Here is a 16,068-nt window from a genome sequence, read left to right as displayed (position 1 = left end):
GACAACATGGTTTCGCCCCGCCTCGTGCCGTTGATTCGATCAACAACCACTGTGACTCTTCCTGACAGCCCGGGCATGCACATGCCATGCCCGGCCATCGTGTGGCGACCCCACAGCCACCGTCCGGAGGAGTCCAGGTGAAACGAAGATTCGCCATGGCGGGCACCCTGCTCGCCCTCGTGCTCGGCTTCGGCACACTCCCCGCCGCGGCCACCCCGTCCGGCACGTCCCCCGCCTCCAGCACCACCGCTCTCGCCGCCCCCGACATCGGCATCACCGCGGTGCGGGCCCACCTCGACGAGCTCAGCGCCGCCGCCGCCCGCAACGGCGGCAACCGCCGGTCCACGGGCCAGGGTTACCGCGACTCGGTCGCCTATGTGAAAGGCAAGCTGCAGGCCGCCGGCTACACCGTCACCGAGCAGCCCTGCACCTCCGGCTGCACCAGCGGCGCCGGGCCCAACCTGATCGCCGAATGGCCCCAGGGCGACGCGAACAGCGTCTACATGTTCGGCGCCCACCTCGACGGCGTCTCCGCCGGGCCCGGCATGAACGACAACGGCTCCGGCTCCGCCGCCCTGCTGGAGAACGCCCTGACGCTCGCCCGGGAGAACCCGGACATGCGCAACCGGGTCCGCTTCGCCTGGTGGACCGACGAGGAGCAGGGCCTCAACGGCAGCGACTTCTACGTCCGTACGCTGTCCTCGACGGAACGCTCCAGGATCAAGGCGTACTACAACTTCGACATGGTCGCCTCGCTCAACGGCGGCTACTTCGTCAACCACATCACCTCCGCGGCCGCCGCGCCGATGAAGGCGTACTGGGACTCGCTCGGCCTCCAGCCCGAGGAGAACACCGAGGGCGCCGGCCGCAGTGACGACTACTCCTTCGAGCGGTACTCCATCCCCACGTCCGGCTACGCGATGGGCGCGAGCGCCCGCAAGACCTCCGCGCAGGCCGCCAAGTGGGGCGGCACGGCAGGCTCGGCGTACGACCCCTGCTACCACCGGGCGTGCGACACGCTGGCCAACATCAACACCACCGGGCTCGACCGCGCGGCCGACGGCATCGCCTACACCCTGTGGCAGCAGGCCGTCGGCACCGGCGGCGGGGGCACCTGCGACCCGGCCGGCGCCGTCGGCAACGGCGGGTTCGAGAACGGGACCGCGCCCTGGACCGGGACCACCGCGGTGATCGCCGCCCACACCGGCCGGACCGCGCACGGCGGCACCCGCTTCGCCTGGCTCGGCGGCAACGGCTCCACGAACACCGAGTCGGTCGGCCAGACGGTGACCGTGCCCGCGGACTGCACGCGCGCGTCGCTGGTCTTCTGGCTCCAGATCGAGACCGCCGAGTCCGGCAGCCGGGCGTACGACACGTTCAGCGTCCGGGTGAACGGGTCCACGCTGGCGACCTGGTCCAACGTGCACGCGGGCGGCGGCTGGACGCAGCGGTCGGCCGACCTGTCCGCGTACGCCGGGCAGACGGTCACCCTGACCTTCACCGCCACCGAGGACTACAGCCTCCAGACCGGCTTCCTGCTGGACGACGTGAGCCTCCAGAACGCCTGACACCCCCCACGGGCCGTCCGCCCCGCCGCGACGTCGCGGCGGGGCGGACGGCTTTCCGGGGAATACGCTCGTCCGACACCGCTGCTGTGCTCCACGGAGGTACACGATGACGACGACGGACGACGACCGGAACTACCGCATCGAGCACGACTCCATGGGAGAGGTGCGGGTCCCCGCCGACGTCAAGTGGCGGGCGCAGACCCAGCGGGCGGTGGAGAACTTCCCCGTCTCCGGGCAGCGCCTGGAGCGCGCCCACATCGAGGCGCTGGCCCGCGTCAAGGGCGCCGCGGCCAAGGTGAACGCCCGGCTCGGGGTGCTGGACGAGGACGTGGCCGAGGCGATCCAGGAGGCGGCCGCGGAGGTCGCCGAGGGCCGGTGGGACGCGCACTTCCCGGTGGACGTGTTCCAGACCGGGTCGGGGACCTCGTCCAACATGAACGCCAACGAGGTGATCGCCACCCTCGCCACCGAGCGGCTGGGCCGGGACGTCCACCCCAACGACCACGTCAACGCCTCGCAGTCGTCCAACGACGTCTTCCCCTCGTCGCTGCACATCGCCGCCACCGCCGCGGTCACCCGGGACCTGATCCCGGCCCTGGAGCACCTCGCGGCCGCCCTGGAGCGCAAGGCGGAGGAGTTCGCGGACGTGGTGAAGTCCGGGCGCACCCACCTGATGGACGCCACGCCCGTCACCCTGGGCCAGGAGTTCGGCGGGTACGCCGCCCAGGTGCGGTACGGCGTGGAGCGGCTGCACGCCTCGCTGCCCCGGCTGGCCGAACTGCCGCTGGGCGGAACCGCCGTCGGCACCGGCATCAACACCCCGCCCGGGTTCTCCGCCGCCGTCATCGAGGAGGTGGCGCGGGCGACCGGGCTGCCGCTGACCGAGGCGCGCAACCACTTCGAGGCGCAGGGCGCCCGGGACGGCGTGGTCGAGACCAGCGGGCAGCTGCGCACGATCGCCGTCGGCCTGACGAAGATCGCGAACGATCTGCGGTGGATGGCGTCCGGTCCGCGCACCGGCCTCGCCGAGATCGCCCTGCCCGACCTCCAGCCCGGCTCCTCGATCATGCCCGGCAAGGTCAACCCGGTGATCCCGGAGGCCGTGCTGATGGTGTGCGCGCAGGTCACGGGCAACGACGCGACCGTCGCCGCGGCCGGCGCGTCCGGCAACTTCGAGCTCAACGTGATGCTCCCCGTGATCGCCAAGAACGTGCTGGAGTCGGTGCGGCTGCTCGCCAACGTCTCCCGCCTCCTCGCCGACCGCACGGTCGACGGGATCGTCGCCGACCGGGAGCGGGCCCGCGAGTACGCCGAGTCCTCGCCGTCCGTGGTCACCCCGCTGAACAAGTACATCGGCTACGAGGAGGCCGCCAAGGTCGCCAAGAAGTCCCTCGCGGAACGCAGGACCATCCGTCAGGTCGTGCTCGAGGGCGGCTATGTCGAGCGCGGCGACCTGACCGTGGAACAGCTGGACGAGGCGCTGGACGTCCTGCGGATGACCCGCCCGTAGAGCCTGGCGCGCCGCGGGTGAACCGTGACGGGGGCCGCAGCGTCGTGTGGCCGGGCCACCTAATATCTGCGCATGACAGAGGGTGGAACCACGATGCGCGGCCACGCGGGCGGAGCGGCCCGCCACTGGGAGCCCAGGACGCAGGTCCTGTGGCGGTACCGGGAGAACGGCGGCGCGCGCATCCACATCGCGCGCCCCGTCACGGTCGTGCGCGACGACTCGGAGCTGCTGGCCGTCTGGATGGCGCCGGGCACCGAGTGCGTGAAGCCCGTCCTCGCCGACGGCACCCCGGTCCACCGGGAGCCGCTCGCCACCCGCTACACCAAGCCGCGCACGGTGCAGAGGGACCGCTGGTTCGGCACCGGTGTGCTGAAGCTGGCCCGTCCCGGCGAGCCCTGGTCGGTGTGGCTGTTCTGGGAGCCGGGCTGGCGGTTCAAGAACTGGTACGTGAACCTGGAGGAGCCGCTCGTCCGCTGGGCGGGCGGGGTGGACTCCGAGGACCACTTCCTGGACATCTCCGTACGGCCGGACGGCGGCTGGCACTGGCGGGACGAGGACGAGTTCGCGCAGGCCCAGCGGGACGGCCTGATGGACCCCGCGCTGGCCCGGCGGGTGCGCGAGGCGGGGCGCGCCGCGGTCGCGGTGATCGACGCCTGGGGGCCTCCGTTCTCGGACGGCTGGGAGAACTGGCGTCCGGATCCGTCCTGGGCGGTACCGTCACTCCCACAGGACTGGGACCGCACAGCGGCGCACGCATCCCCGTGAGACCCTTGCTGCGCCCCCGGGCAGGAAACGTAGGATCGTCGTCCGCAAGGGCGCGGAGCAGCAACCACCGGAGCGCGCGCGAAGCTTGACCGGACGTCACCGAGGGGCGGCAGGACGTGAGCGAGGGGTACGGAAACACCGGCACGGGCCGACGACGGCCGGCCGGCGTCGCAGGAACAACCTCTGACCACACGCGAAATCCGTTCCGGGGGCATGTGTTCCGGGTATCGGAGTTTCGGCGGAGCGAACCGCGCGCACGGCGTGCGCCGGACGGATGGACTCGACACGCGTGACGGAGCAGCCGACCTCCTTCGAGCGCCCCCAGCCGGGCGTGGACCCCGCGGATCCCCGCGGGGCGTTCCTGCGTTCCCCGGCCCCCGCGGCCGGCACCGGGGCCGCCTTACCGGCACAGGGCCGCTCCGGCGGTGAGCCGCCCGCGTCCGGCGCCGCCCCCGGCGGTCTGGCGCCCGACGCGGCGGACGTGCCCGGGTCCGAGCACTCGCAGCCGGGCGCCGGCCCGGACGCGGAGCCGGACGCGCACCGTCCGCGGCCCGCGCCGGACGGCATCCCGGTGCAGCCCGCCGACGGGCAGGGCCGGGTGGACCGGGTCCCGGGCGGCACGGAGCGCCGGACGGGCCAGGTGACGCGGCCGGGCCGCCCCACGCCGATGCGGCGGGACGGGGACCGGCTGCGCTTCGTCGGCGCGGCCACCCGGCGGATCGCCCGCGGCATCGACCTGGACGAGATCGTGATGGGGCTGTGCCGGGCGACCGTGCCCACCTTCTCCGACGCGATCCTGGTGTATCTGCGCGATCCGCTGCCGGTCGGCGACGAGCGGCCGACGGGCCCGCTGGTGCTGCGGTTGCGCCGCACCGACCGGATCCCGCCCGAACGGGACACCGAGAGCGGCGGGTTCATGCCGATCGCGCCGCCGGAGCCCCCGGAGCCGTCGGAGCTGGACGCGGTCGGCGAGGAGCTGTGCACGGTGCGGCCCGGCAGCGCGCTCGCCGAGGTGCTGCGCGGGGTGCGTCCGGTGTTCACGGACGCCCCGGCCGCGCGGGCGGCGCTGCCCGAACTCCTCGGCGAGGAGGGCGCGGCGGCGGTGCCGGACGGCCAGCGGGCGGTCCTCGCGCCGCTGCGCGGCCGCCGTCGGGTGATCGGCGCGGCGCTGTTCCTGCGGCGTCCCGAGCGCATCCCGTTCGAGGCCGACGACCTGCTGGTCGCGGCGCAGCTCGCCACGCACAGCGCCCTCGGCATCGACAAGGCCGTGCTGTACGGGCGTGAGGCATACATCGCGGACGAGCTGCAGCGCACGATGCTGCCGGAGACCCTGCCGCGCTGCACCGGCGTCCGGCTGGCGTCGCGGTATCTGCCGGCCGCGGAGACGGCGCGGGTGGGCGGCGACTGGTACGACGCGATCCCGCTGCCCGGCAGCCGGGTGGCCCTGGTGGTCGGCGACGTGATGGGCCACTCCATGACGTCGGCGGCGATCATGGGCCAGCTGCGCACCACCGCCCAGACGCTCGCCGGGCTCGACCTGCCGCCGCAGGAGGTGCTGCACCACCTCGACGAGCAGGCACAGCGGCTCGGCGTGGACCGCATGGCGACCTGCCTCTACGCGGTGTACGACCCGGTCGCGCACCGCATCACCGTCGCCAACGCCGGCCATCCGCCGCCCGTGCTGCTGCACCTGGGCGGGCGCGCGGAGGTGCTGCGGGTGCCCCGATCGGCGTGGGCGGGGTGGACTTCGAGGCCGTGGAGCTGGAGGCGCCCGCCGGGGCGACCCTGCTGCTCTACACCGACGGCCTGGTGGAGTCCCGGCTGCGTGACGTGTGGACCGGCATCGAGCAGTTGCGGGAGAAGCTCGCCGCGACCGCGCAGCTCACCGGGCCGGACCATCCGCCGCCGCTGGAGGCGCTGTGCGACGAGGTGCTCGACATGCTCGGCCCGGGCGACCGGGACGACGACATCGCGCTGCTCGCCGCCCGCTTCGACGGGATCGCGCCGAGCGATGTGGCGTACTGGTTCCTGGAGCCGGAGGACGCGGCGCCCGGCCGGGCCCGCCGGCTGGCCCGTCGGCAGTTGTCCCGCTGGGGCATGGACGAGCTGAGCGACTCGGTGGAGCTGCTGGTCAGTGAGGTGGTGACGAATGCCGTGCGGTACGCGTCGCGGCCGGTGACGCTGCGGCTGCTGCGCACGGACGTGCTGCGGTGCGAGGTCGGCGACGACGTGCCGCAGTTGCCGCGGCTGCGGCAGGCCCGTGCCACGGACGAGGGCGGGCGCGGGCTGTACCTGGTGAACCGGCTGGCCCGGCGGTGGGGGGCCACTCGGCTGAGCACCGGGAAGGTGGTGTGGTTCGAGCTGAACCACGGCTGAGTGCTCCGCGGGGTGCCGCCGTGGGGGTTGCTCGGCTGTGCCGGGTGCGGCTTGTCGCGGGTTGCTCGCGCAGTTCCCCGCGCCCCTATAGGGGCGCGGGGAACTGCGCGTGTCGGGCCTTATTCGCGGTCGTTGTTCGCGGGCTCGTCCGGGCCGCCCGGCAGGTCGAAGGTCGGGGGCGGCGGGGTCGTCGGCGTCTGGGACGGGGGCGGGGACGTCGGGGTCTGGGACGGGGGTTCCGTCGTCGGTGGGGCGGTCGTCGTCGACGGCGGGGCCGACGTCGTCGGTTCCTCCGTCGTCGGCTCCTCGGTCGGCGTCTGCGACGGCGTCTCCGACGGCGACGGGCTGCGGGTGGGGGCCACGCCCGCGCCCTGCTCGGTCTCCAGGTCGAACTCGGACACCTCGTCCAGCACTCCGAAGGTGTAAGCGGCCCAGATCTCGGCCGGGAAGCCACCGCCGTTGACGCGGTAGTCGACGCCGCCCGCCTTGTACATCGGGACCTGCTTGCCGGTCTTCGGATCCTCGCCGAACAGGCCGACCGAGGTGACCAGGTCGGGCGTGTAGCCGGTGAACCAGGCCGACTTGTTGTCGTCGGAGGTGCCGGTCTTGCCCGCGACCTGCTGGCCGTCGCGCAGCGGGTTGTCCCGCACGGAGGCCTGCGCCGTACCGTCGTCGACCACTCCGGTGAGCACCGAGGTGACCGTGTCGGCGGCCCGCCGGCTGAGGACCGACTGGCCGACCGGGTCGGGCATCTCGATCGTGCGGTCCTTGTGCTCGACCGACTTCACGATCGACGGCGTGACCTGCTTGCCGTGGTTGGCGAGGGTGGCGTAGACGCCGGCCATCTGCATCGGGCTGGCGCCCATGGTGCCCAGGGTCTGCGCCGGGAACGGGTCGAGGTTGTCGCTCATGCCGAGCGCGCCCGCGGTCTTCATCACCTCCGTCATGCCGACGTCGACGCCCATCTGCGCGAAGACGGAGTTGACGGACTTGTTCATGGCCTCCTGGACGGTGATGTCGCCGTAGTCCGTGCCGTTCTCGTTGGGCGGGGCGAAGCCGACCTTCTCGCCGTCCTCGACCACGGGGCGCTTGCTGTCGCCGTCGTAGACCGTGTCGGCCGTGATGGGCACGCCGTCCTGGGTCTCGGCGCCCTGCTCGACGGCCGCCGCGAGGATCACCGGCTTGAAGGTGGACGCCGGCTGGTAGTCCTTGCGGGTGGCGTTGTTGGTGTAGTGCTTCACGTAGTCCACGCCGCCGTACAGCGCCACGACCTTGCCGGTCTTGGGGTCGACGGAGACGGCGCCGGCCTGGACGTCGGCGTCGACGGCCCGCTTCTTCGGGTCGAGCTTGCTGGTGAGCCGGTCCTTGACCGCCTTCTCCAGCGCCTTCTGCTTCTTCTTGTCGATGTTCAGCGTGATGGTGTAGCCGCCGCGGTCCAGCAGCGCCTTGGCCTGTTCCAGGTCCTCGGCGACGCCCTGCTCGACGAGCTGCTGCTTGACCGCCGCGTTGGCCGCCTCGACCAGGTAGCCGGTCTGGCCCTCCATGCCGGGGGCCGCCTTGGGCTCCTTCGGCACGGGGAACGACATGCCGGCGCGCTCGCCGGCGTCCAGCCACTTCTGCTCGACCATGTTGTCCAGGACGTAGTTCCAGCGCTCCTGGACGAGCTTCTTGCCGGTGTCTCCGGCGATCGCCCAGTCGTACTGGTTCGGCGCCTGGAGCAGCGCGGCGAGGTAGGCGCCCTGCTCGACGGTGAGGTCCTCGGCGTCGACGCGGTAGTAGGCCTGGGCGGCGGCCTGGATGCCGTAGGCGCCGCGGCCGTAGTAGCTGGTGTTGATGTACCCGGCGAGGATGTAGTCCTTCGACTTCTCCCGGTCCAGCTTCAGGGAGATGACCAGCTCCTTGAGCTTGCGGGAGACGGTCTGCTCCTGGGTCAGGTAGTAGTTCTTGACGTACTGCTGGGTGATCGTCGAGCCGCCCTGCGCGCCCTTGCCGGACAGGGTGTTGAGGACACCGCGGGCGGTGCCCTTCAGATCGACGCCGGAGTCCTTGTAGAACGTCTTGTTCTCGGCGGCGACGAACGTGCGCTGCACGGGCTTGGGGACCCGGGCCAGGTCGACGATCTCGCGGTTGCGGTCGCCGTCGCGGGCCATGAGGCTGCCGTCGCTGTACTCGTAGACGTTGCTCTGCAGCTCGGCGTCGGCGTTCCCCTCCGGGATGTCGATCAGCATGTACAGCACGATGAAGGCGCCCATGCCGAGCAGGCACAGGGTGAAGAAGGTGCCGAGGATCTTCTTCCAGGTGAAGAGTCGGCGTATGCCGGTGCGGCCGCCCGCGGCGGCGGCGCGGCGGCCCTTGGGTGCCGCACGGCGTCCGCCGCGCTGTCGTGCGCGTCTTTCTTCCGCTCGTCCCATACGCCTGTTCCGCTCCGCTTCGTATCCGTGTGCTCGTGCGGCACACACGTTCGCCGCTCAGGTCAGCTCAGCAAGCTAACACCGGGAGCTATGACAAAGGGCCGCCGATCCGGCCTTTACGGACGTGACAATCAGCACCCACTCCAACGGAACCGACGTACGAAAGGGGTGCGAGGTTGCCATGAACCGGTAATGTGATATCACTTAGTGAGCACACCGATAGTCAGAGCGAACACCGTGCGGCAGCGCGCGGAGAAGCGGGGGATCCTCCATGACCACACACGACCCGCAGGTCACGGCCGACGTGCCCGAGATGCCGGCGCCGCGCGTCCGGGAGGTCACGGCGCACAGCATCGGCGGCGGGCTGGCGCTGCTGCTCGGACTGCTCGGACTGCTGGGGGGCGTGGCGATGGTCGTCGCCGCCACGGCGGTGGAGGCCACCGGCGCCAAGGCCGGCCTGATCACCGGCGGCGTCGTCGTCGCGCTCGCCGCGTTCATCGCGATGTGCGGGCTGAACATGGTCGCGCCGGGCGAGGCGCGGGTGGTGCAGCTCTTCGGCCGCTACCGGGGCACCCTCCGCGAGGACGGCCTGCGCTGGGTGAACCCCCTCACCTCCCGCACCAAGATCTCCACCCGGGTGCGCAACCACGAGACCGCGGTGCTGAAGGTGAACGACGCCTACGGCAACCCGATCGAGCTGGCCGCGGTCGTGGTGTGGCGGGTCGAGGACACCGCGCAGGCCACCTTCGAGGTGGACGACTACGTCGAGTTCGTCTCCACCCAGACCGAGGCGGCCGTGCGGCACATCGCCATCGAGTACCCCTACGACGCCCACGACGAGGACGGCCTGTCGCTGCGCGGCAACGCCGAGGAGATCACCGAGAAGCTGGCGGTCGAGCTGCACGCGCGCGTCGAGGCGGCCGGCGTGCAGATCATCGAGTCCCGCTTCACGCACCTCGCCTACGCTCCCGAGATCGCCTCGGCGATGCTCCAGCGGCAGCAGGCGGGCGCGGTCGTCGCGGCGCGGCAGCAGATCGTGGAGGGCGCCGTGGGCATGGTCGAGACGGCCCTGGCCCGCATCCAGGAGCAGGACATCGTGGACCTCGACCCCGAGCGGAAGGCGGCGATGGTGTCCAACCTGATGGTCGTGCTGTGCGGTGACCGCTCGGCGCAGCCGGTCCTCAACACCGGGACGCTCTACCAGTGACCGCTCCGTCCGGGGGCCCGGCCCCGCAGCGCCGGCCGCAGCGCAAGCAGGTGCTGCTGCGGCTGGACCCGGCGGTGTACGAGGCGCTGGCCCGCTGGGCGGGCGACGAACTGCGCTCCGCGAACGCGCAGATCGAGTTCCTGCTGCGCCGCGCCCTCGCGGAGGCGGGCCGCCTCCCCGGCGAGACGGGCCCTCTCCCCCGCCGGGGACGCCCGCCCGGCTCCTCCGGGTCGCCACCGGGCGGCCGCCCGCCGTCAGGCGCCCCTCCGGGCGGAGGCCCGGCCTCCGACTGAACCGGCCCCCGCCGCCCACGGCGGGGGCCGTACGCATGCGCGGACCTCACGGACCCCGGTGACAGAACCGTGACAATGCCCCCTCACCTGCTGCGTCATGACGCCGGACGGCCACTGCACACTCCGCGTATACACCCCGCGTATACACGGTGTGTAGAGTGCTCCGCATGTCCATCGGTCACACCCTCCTAGGGCTCCTGGAGTCCGGTCCGCGTCATGGTTACGACCTGAAGCGGGCCTTCGACGAGAAGTTCGGTCACGACCGGCCGCTGCACTACGGCCAGGTCTACTCGACGATGTCGCGGCTGCTGAAGAACGGCCTCGTCGAGGTCGACGGCATCGAGGCCGGCGGCGGTCCCGAGCGCAAGCGGTACGCCATCACCGAGGCCGGCATCACCGATGTCGCCCGCTGGCTGGCCACGCCGGAGAAGCCCGAGCCGTACCTCCAGTCGACGCTCTACACCAAGGTCGTCCTCGCGCTCCTCACCGAGCGCGACGCCGCCGACATCCTCGACACGCAGCGGTCGGAGCATCTGCGCAGCATGCGCGTCCTGACCGACCGCAAGCGCAAGGGCGATCTCGCCGACCAGCTGATCTGCGACCACGCGCTCTTCCACCTCGAGGCCGACCTGCGCTGGCTGGAACTGACCGCCGCGCGCCTCGACAAACTCCGTGAGGCGGTGGCCTGATGACCACGTCCGCACCCGCAGGTTCCCTGCTCGCCGCGACGGACCTGCAGAAGACCTACGGCCCGACCAAGGCCCTCGACGGGGCCGCGTTCTCCATCCACCCGGGCGAGGTCGTCGCCGTGATGGGCCCCTCCGGCTCCGGCAAGTCCACCCTGCTGCACTGCCTCGCCGGGATCGTCACCCCCGACGCCGGGTCCATCACCTACAACGGCCGCGAGCTGACCGCGATGAACGACTCCGAGCGCAGCGCCCTGCGCCGCTCCGAGTTCGGCTTCGTCTTCCAGTTCGGCCAGCTCGTGCCGGAGCTGACCTGCGTGGAGAACGTCGCGCTGCCGCTGCGGCTGAACGGCACCCCCCGCAAGGAGGCCGAGCGCACCGCCCTGTCCTGGATGGAGCGCCTGGAGGTCGACGACGTCCGCAAGAAGCGGCCCGGCGAGGTGTCCGGCGGTCAGGGCCAGCGGGTCGCGGTGGCCCGCGCGCTGGTCACGGGACCGCGCGTGGTCTTCGCCGACGAGCCGACCGGCGCGCTGGACTCGCTGAACGGCGAGCGCGTGATGGAGCTCCTCACCGAGGCCGCCCGGTCCACCAACGCCGCCGTCGTCCTCGTGACGCACGAGGCGCGGGTCGCCGCGTACTCCGACCGCGAGATCGTCGTCCGTGACGGCAAGGCGCGCGACATGGAGCGCGTCGTATGAGCGCCCGTCAGTGGGGGCGGGACCTGGCCCTCGGCACCCGCTTCGCCGTCACCGGCGGCCGCGAGGGCTGGACCCGGGCCCTGCTCACCGCCGTCGGCGTGGGGCTGGGGGTGGCGCTGCTGCTGCTCACCGCCGCGGTGCCGAACCTGCTCGACGGACGCGACCGGCGGGAGGACGCCCGCCAGGACCAGGCCTACAGCCAGGACACCCTGCGCCCGTCGGACGACACCCTGGTCATCGCGCACGCCAACAGCGACTTCAGGGACAGGGACCTCCGCGGCCGCCTGGTGGAGGCCGAGGGCCCGAGCGCCCCGGTGCCGCCCGGCGTGAGCGAACTGCCGAGGCCCGGCACGATGGTGGTCTCCCCCGCGCTGAAGGAGCTGCTCGCGTCCGACGAGGGTGAGCTGCTGCGGGACCGGCTGCCGTACGACATCGTGGGCACCATCGGCGAGCCGGGGCTGATCGGCTCCCAGGAACTCGCCTGGTACGCGGGCGCCACGGGGCTCGCCGAACGGCTGGACAGCCCGACCGTCATGCGGATCGACGCCTTCGGCGCGGACCGCAGCCAGTACACCGAGCCGCTCGACCCGGTCCTGGTGATGCTGACGCTGGTCATCTTCGTGGTGCTGCTGGTGCCGGTCGGCGTGTTCATCGCCACCGCCGTGCGGTTCGGCGGCGAGCGGCGCGACCGCAGGCTCGCCGCGCTGCGGCTGGTCGGCTCCGACAGCCGGATGACCCGGAGGATCGCCGCGGGAGAGGCGCTCGCCGGAGCGGTGCTCGGGCTGGTCTTCGGCACCGGCTTCTTCCTGGCCGGACGCGAGTTCGCGGCGTCCGTCGAGCTGTTCCGCATCAGCGTCTTCCCGAGCGACCTCAACCCCTCGCCTCTGCTGGCGCTGCTGGTCGCGGTCGCGGTCCCGGCCGCCGCGGTGCTGGTCACCCTGATCGCGCTGCGCGGCGTGGTCATCGAACCGCTGGGCGTGGTCCGCACGGCGCGGCCGGCCCGCCGCCGGCTGTGGTGGCGGCTGCTGCTGCCGCTCGCCGGTGTCGCCATGCTCGTGCCGATGACCGGCCAGGGCCGTGACAACGGCGACTTCAACCAGTACCTGGTCGTCGGCGGTGTGATGTGCCTCCTCGTCGGGGTCACCGCCCTGCTGCCGTGGATCGTCGAGACGGTCGTCGCCCGGCTCGGCACGGGCGGCCTGGCCTGGCAGCTCGCCGTGCGCCGGCTCCAGCTGAGCAGCGGCACGGCGGCCCGCATGGTCAACGGCATCGCGGTGGCCGTGGCCGGCGCGATCGCCCTGCAGATGCTGTTCGCCGGCGTGGACGACCAGTACACCCGCGACACGGGACGGGACGTGTCCCGCGCGCAGATGCAGATCGATCTCCCCGACGGTGTGCCGGCGGCGCAGGCCGCGGCGACGTTCGAGCGGACCGAGGGCGTGCGCGACGTCCACGCGCTCTCCTCCGTCTACGCCTACGAGCGGCCCGCCGACTCGGAGGAACCGGGCCGCGGGGCGCAGCTGACCGTCGGCGACTGCGCGGCCCTGCGTCTGCTCGCGAGGCTGACCGGCTGCGCGGACGGCGACGTCTTCATGCTGACCGGCGCCGACTACGACACGGACACGCAGGTGCTCAACAAGCCGGGCCGCGCCCTGCACCTGGAGCACGGTGGGGTGCCCGGCGCGCAGGGGGACGCCGTGTGGACCGTGCCCCAGGGCGTGCAGCGCGCCGCCTCCGTGCAGGACCCCACCGGGATGCCGAGCAACGGGTTCCTGCTGACGCCGGGCGCCGTGACCCCCGAGGTCACGGGGCGGCTGTCCGGGAGGCTGTGGATCGCCGTCGACAGCTCGGTGCCCGACGTCCAGGACCGGGTGCGCAACACGGCCGCCGCCGTCGACCCGCTGGCCCACGCGTCGACCTGGACCGCCACCGAACGCTCCACCCGCTTCGACTCCATCCGCACCGGTCTGTTCGTCGGCGCGACCGCCGTACTGGTCCTCATCGGCGCGAGCCTGCTGGTCTCCCAGCTCGAACAGCTCCGGGAGCGCCGCAAGCTGCTGTCGGCGCTGGTCGCCTTCGGCACCCGGCGCCGCACGCTGAGCCTGTCGGTGCTGTGGCAGACGGCGATCCCGATCGGTCTGGGGCTCGCGCTCTCCGCGCTGGTGGGCACGGTCCTCGGGGCGGTGCTGCTGCGGATGACCGCGACACCGGTCCAGGTGGACTGGGGCAGCGTGCTCGGGATGACGGGCGTCGGCGCGGGCGTGGTCGCCCTGGTCACCCTGCTGAGCCTCCCGCCGCTGCTGCGCATGATGCGCCCGGACGGTCTCCGCACGGAGTGAACCGGAGGGCGTTCAGTCCTCCACCGTACGGACCGGCAGGTCGCGCATCGCCCCGCGGAGCGACGCCGCCAGCTGTTCGTACTCCGTCGCCCTCGCCGCGCCCGTGCGCATGGCGAGGGCGATGCGGCGTCCCGGGGCGGGGTCGGCGAAGCGCGCGGTGAGGAGGCGGTCGGCGCGGCTGGTCTCCACCTCGACGGCGGTGCGCGGCAGCAGCGTGACGCCGAGGCCGCCCGCGACGAGCTGGACCAGCGTGGAGAGTCCGGCCGCCGTGGTGGTGGCGGCCACCCCCGCGCTGCCGGCCTCACGGCAGATGTCGAGGGCCTGGTCGCGCAGGCAGTGTCCCTCGTCGAGCAGCAGCAGGTTGAGCTCGCGCAGCACCGTGCGGGGTATGCCGTGGCGTCCGCCGAGCCGGTGTCCGGGCGGGGTGACCAGTACGAAGTCCTCGTCGAACAGCGGCAGTTCGGTGACCCCGGCGACGCCGAGCGGCACGGCGAGCAGCAGCAGGTCCAGCCGGCCCGCGGCCAGCCCGTCGAGCAGGCTGGCGGTGTGCTCCTCGTGCACCTGGAGGTCGAGGCGCGGATAGCGGTCGTGGACCAGCCGCAGCACCGTCGGCAGCAGATACGGCGCCACCGTCGGGATGACGCCGAGCCGCAGCACCCCGGTGAACGGCGCCCGCAGCGCGTCCGCCTCCTCCATGAGCGCGCCGACCTCCGTGAGCACGGACTTGGCGCGGGCGGCGAGCTGCTCCCCGGCCGGAGTGAGCAGCACTCTGCGTGTCGTACGCTCCACGAGCGTCACGCCGAGCGTCTCCTCCAGCGCGGACAGCGCGCCGGACAGCGCGGGCTGACTCATCCCCAGGGCCGCGGCGGCGTCGCGGAAGTGAAGGTGCTCGGCCACCGCCGCGAACGCCCGCAGCTGGGCCAGGCTCGGCTGCCTCCGCCGGTCACCGACAGTCACTGATAGGTCCTTCCGATCAACCCGACCGAGTGTAGCTATTTCCCTGATCAATGCACTCTGTGCCAACATCAATCAGGTCCAACCCATGGGAAACACCCGCAAGTGGGGTGTTTCTTCGCTGCAAGGAGAGCCTGTGCTCACTGTCGGTGACAAGTTCCCCGAGTTCGAACTGACCGCCTGCGTCTCGCTGGAGAAGGGCAAGGAGTTCGAGACGATCGACCACAAGACCTACGAGGGCAAGTGGAAGGTCGTCTTCGCGTGGCCCAAGGACTTCACCTTCGTGTGCCCGACCGAGATCGCCGCATTCGGCAAGCTGAACGACGAGTTCGCCGACCGCGACGCCCAGGTCCTCGGCTTCTCCGGTGACTCGGAGTTCGTCCACCACGCCTGGCGCAAGGACCACGAGGACCTGCGCGACCTGCCGTTCCCGATGATGGCGGACCCGAAGCACGAGCTGATGCGCGACCTCGGCATCGAGGGCGAGGACGGCTACGCCAAGCGCGCCGTGTTCATCGTGGACCAGAACAACGAGATCCAGTTCTCCATGGTGACCGCCGGCTCCGTCGGCCGTAACCCGAAGGAGGTCCTGCGGGTCCTGGACGCCCTGCAGACCGACGAGCTCTGCCCGTGCAACTGGTCCAAGGGCGACGAGACGCTGGACCCGGTCGCGCTGCTGGCCGGGGAGTGAGCTGACATGTCCCTCGACTCCCTGAAGTCCCGTATACCGGACTACGCCAAGGACCTGAAGCTCAACCTGGGTTCGGTCATCGGCAACTCCGACCTGCCCGCCCAGCAGCTCTGGGGCACGGTGCTGGCGACCGCGATCGCCTCGCGCTCCCCGATCGTGCTGCGCGAGCTGGAGCCGGAGGCCAAGGCGAACCTGTCGCCCGAGGCGTACACGGCCGCCAAGGCCGCCGCCGCGGTGATGGCGATGAACAACGTCTTCTACCGCACCCGCCACCTGCTGTCGGACCACGAGTACGGCAACCTGCGGGCCGGGCTGCGGATGAACGTCATCGGCAACCCGGGCGTCGACAAGGTCGACTTCGAGTACTGGTCCTTCGCGGTCTCCGCGGTCAACGGCTGCGGCATGTGCCTCGACTCGCACGAGCAGGTGCTGCGCAAGGCCGGCCTGGACCGTGAGGTCGTCCAGGAGGCGTTCAAGATCGCCGCGGTGGTGCAGGCCGTCGCCGCGACCCTCGACGCCGAGGCGGCGCTCGCGGAGTAACTCCGCGCCCGCCGCGTCGCGTACGGGCCC

13 protein-coding genes and 1 pseudogene are annotated in these 16,068 nt (G+C 72.2%); 12 read left to right on the top strand and 2 right to left on the bottom strand.

Annotated elements, in window-relative coordinates:
• Window positions 1-155: 155 nt before the first annotated feature.
• The 5 genes and pseudogenes from ACP7TJ_RS21410 (at window position 156) to ACP7TJ_RS21390 (ending at window position 6,219) form a co-directional block, all read left to right on the top strand.
• Window positions 156-1,568 (top strand): M28 family peptidase, encoded by a 1,413-nt coding sequence (locus ACP7TJ_RS21410; protein ID WP_427767432.1) that lies wholly within the window; start codon window positions 156-158, stop codon window positions 1,566-1,568.
• Window positions 1,569-1,674: 106 nt separating this feature from the next.
• Window positions 1,675-3,078: a class II fumarate hydratase gene (locus tag ACP7TJ_RS21405; protein WP_427764663.1), complete on the top strand. Its 1,404-nt coding sequence runs from the start codon at window positions 1,675-1,677 to the stop codon at window positions 3,076-3,078.
• Between the two features lie 72 nt (window positions 3,079-3,150).
• Window positions 3,151-3,843: a cytidylyl-2-hydroxypropylphosphonate hydrolase gene (gene fomD, locus ACP7TJ_RS21400; RefSeq protein WP_427764660.1), complete on the top strand. Its 693-nt coding sequence runs from the start codon at window positions 3,151-3,153 to the stop codon at window positions 3,841-3,843.
• 274 nt (window positions 3,844-4,117) lie between these two features.
• Window positions 4,118-5,775: pseudogene (locus ACP7TJ_RS21395) on the top strand (PP2C family protein-serine/threonine phosphatase); the annotation flags it as partial.
• 165 nt (window positions 5,776-5,940) lie between these two features.
• On the top strand, window positions 5,941-6,219 hold the full coding sequence (locus tag ACP7TJ_RS21390; protein ID WP_427767429.1) for an ATP-binding protein: 279 nt from the start codon (window positions 5,941-5,943) through the stop codon (window positions 6,217-6,219).
• Between the two features lie 119 nt (window positions 6,220-6,338).
• On the opposite strand, the gene ACP7TJ_RS21385 is transcribed toward ACP7TJ_RS21390, so the two are convergent.
• A complete protein-coding gene (locus ACP7TJ_RS21385; RefSeq protein ID WP_427764657.1) occupies window positions 6,339-8,630 on the bottom strand; it encodes a transglycosylase domain-containing protein in 2,292 nt (763 codons plus the stop codon).
• A gap of 271 nt (window positions 8,631-8,901) precedes the next feature.
• On the opposite strand from ACP7TJ_RS21385, the gene ACP7TJ_RS21380 reads away from it, so the two are divergent.
• The 5 genes from ACP7TJ_RS21380 (at window position 8,902) to ACP7TJ_RS21360 (ending at window position 13,853) form a co-directional block, all read left to right on the top strand.
• Window positions 8,902-9,837, top strand: coding sequence for an SPFH domain-containing protein (locus ACP7TJ_RS21380; protein WP_093766840.1), 936 nt, complete (start codon window positions 8,902-8,904; stop codon window positions 9,835-9,837).
• Window positions 9,834-10,130 (top strand): hypothetical protein, encoded by a 297-nt coding sequence (locus ACP7TJ_RS21375; protein ID WP_193459058.1) that lies wholly within the window; start codon window positions 9,834-9,836, stop codon window positions 10,128-10,130. The genes ACP7TJ_RS21380 and ACP7TJ_RS21375 overlap by 4 nt, the downstream gene beginning before the upstream one ends.
• 167 nt (window positions 10,131-10,297) lie before the next feature.
• A complete protein-coding gene (locus ACP7TJ_RS21370; RefSeq protein WP_387790974.1) occupies window positions 10,298-10,819 on the top strand; it encodes a PadR family transcriptional regulator in 522 nt (173 codons plus the stop codon).
• Window positions 10,819-11,514 carry an ABC transporter ATP-binding protein gene (locus tag ACP7TJ_RS21365; RefSeq protein WP_167740927.1) on the top strand — a complete coding sequence of 232 codons (696 nt, stop codon included), beginning with the start codon at window positions 10,819-10,821 and terminating at the stop codon, window positions 11,512-11,514. The genes ACP7TJ_RS21370 and ACP7TJ_RS21365 overlap by 1 nt, the downstream gene beginning before the upstream one ends.
• On the top strand, window positions 11,511-13,853 hold the full coding sequence (locus ACP7TJ_RS21360; protein ID WP_427764653.1) for an ABC transporter permease: 2,343 nt from the start codon (window positions 11,511-11,513) through the stop codon (window positions 13,851-13,853). The genes ACP7TJ_RS21365 and ACP7TJ_RS21360 overlap by 4 nt, the downstream gene beginning before the upstream one ends.
• Before the next feature lie 12 nt (window positions 13,854-13,865).
• On the opposite strand, the gene ACP7TJ_RS21355 is transcribed toward ACP7TJ_RS21360, so the two are convergent.
• On the bottom strand, window positions 13,866-14,810 hold the full coding sequence (locus ACP7TJ_RS21355; RefSeq protein WP_093766836.1) for a LysR substrate-binding domain-containing protein: 945 nt from the start codon (window positions 14,808-14,810) through the stop codon (window positions 13,866-13,868).
• Window positions 14,811-14,943: 133 nt separating this feature from the next.
• Here ACP7TJ_RS21355 and ACP7TJ_RS21350 point away from each other — a divergent pair, with 133 nt between their 5' ends.
• Window positions 14,944-15,498 (top strand): peroxiredoxin, encoded by a 555-nt coding sequence (locus ACP7TJ_RS21350; RefSeq protein WP_006132071.1) that lies wholly within the window; start codon window positions 14,944-14,946, stop codon window positions 15,496-15,498.
• Window positions 15,499-15,504: 6 nt separating this feature from the next.
• Window positions 15,505-16,038 (top strand): alkyl hydroperoxide reductase, encoded by a 534-nt coding sequence (locus ACP7TJ_RS21345; protein ID WP_093766835.1) that lies wholly within the window; start codon window positions 15,505-15,507, stop codon window positions 16,036-16,038.
• Window positions 16,039-16,068 lie beyond the last annotated feature (30 nt).

The organism is Streptomyces sp. DSM 41931 (assembly GCF_050271085.1).
Taxonomy (GTDB): Bacteria; Actinomycetota; Actinomycetes; order Streptomycetales; family Streptomycetaceae; genus Streptomyces; species Streptomyces albogriseolus.
This window is presented reverse-complemented; position numbering and strand designations above follow the sequence as displayed.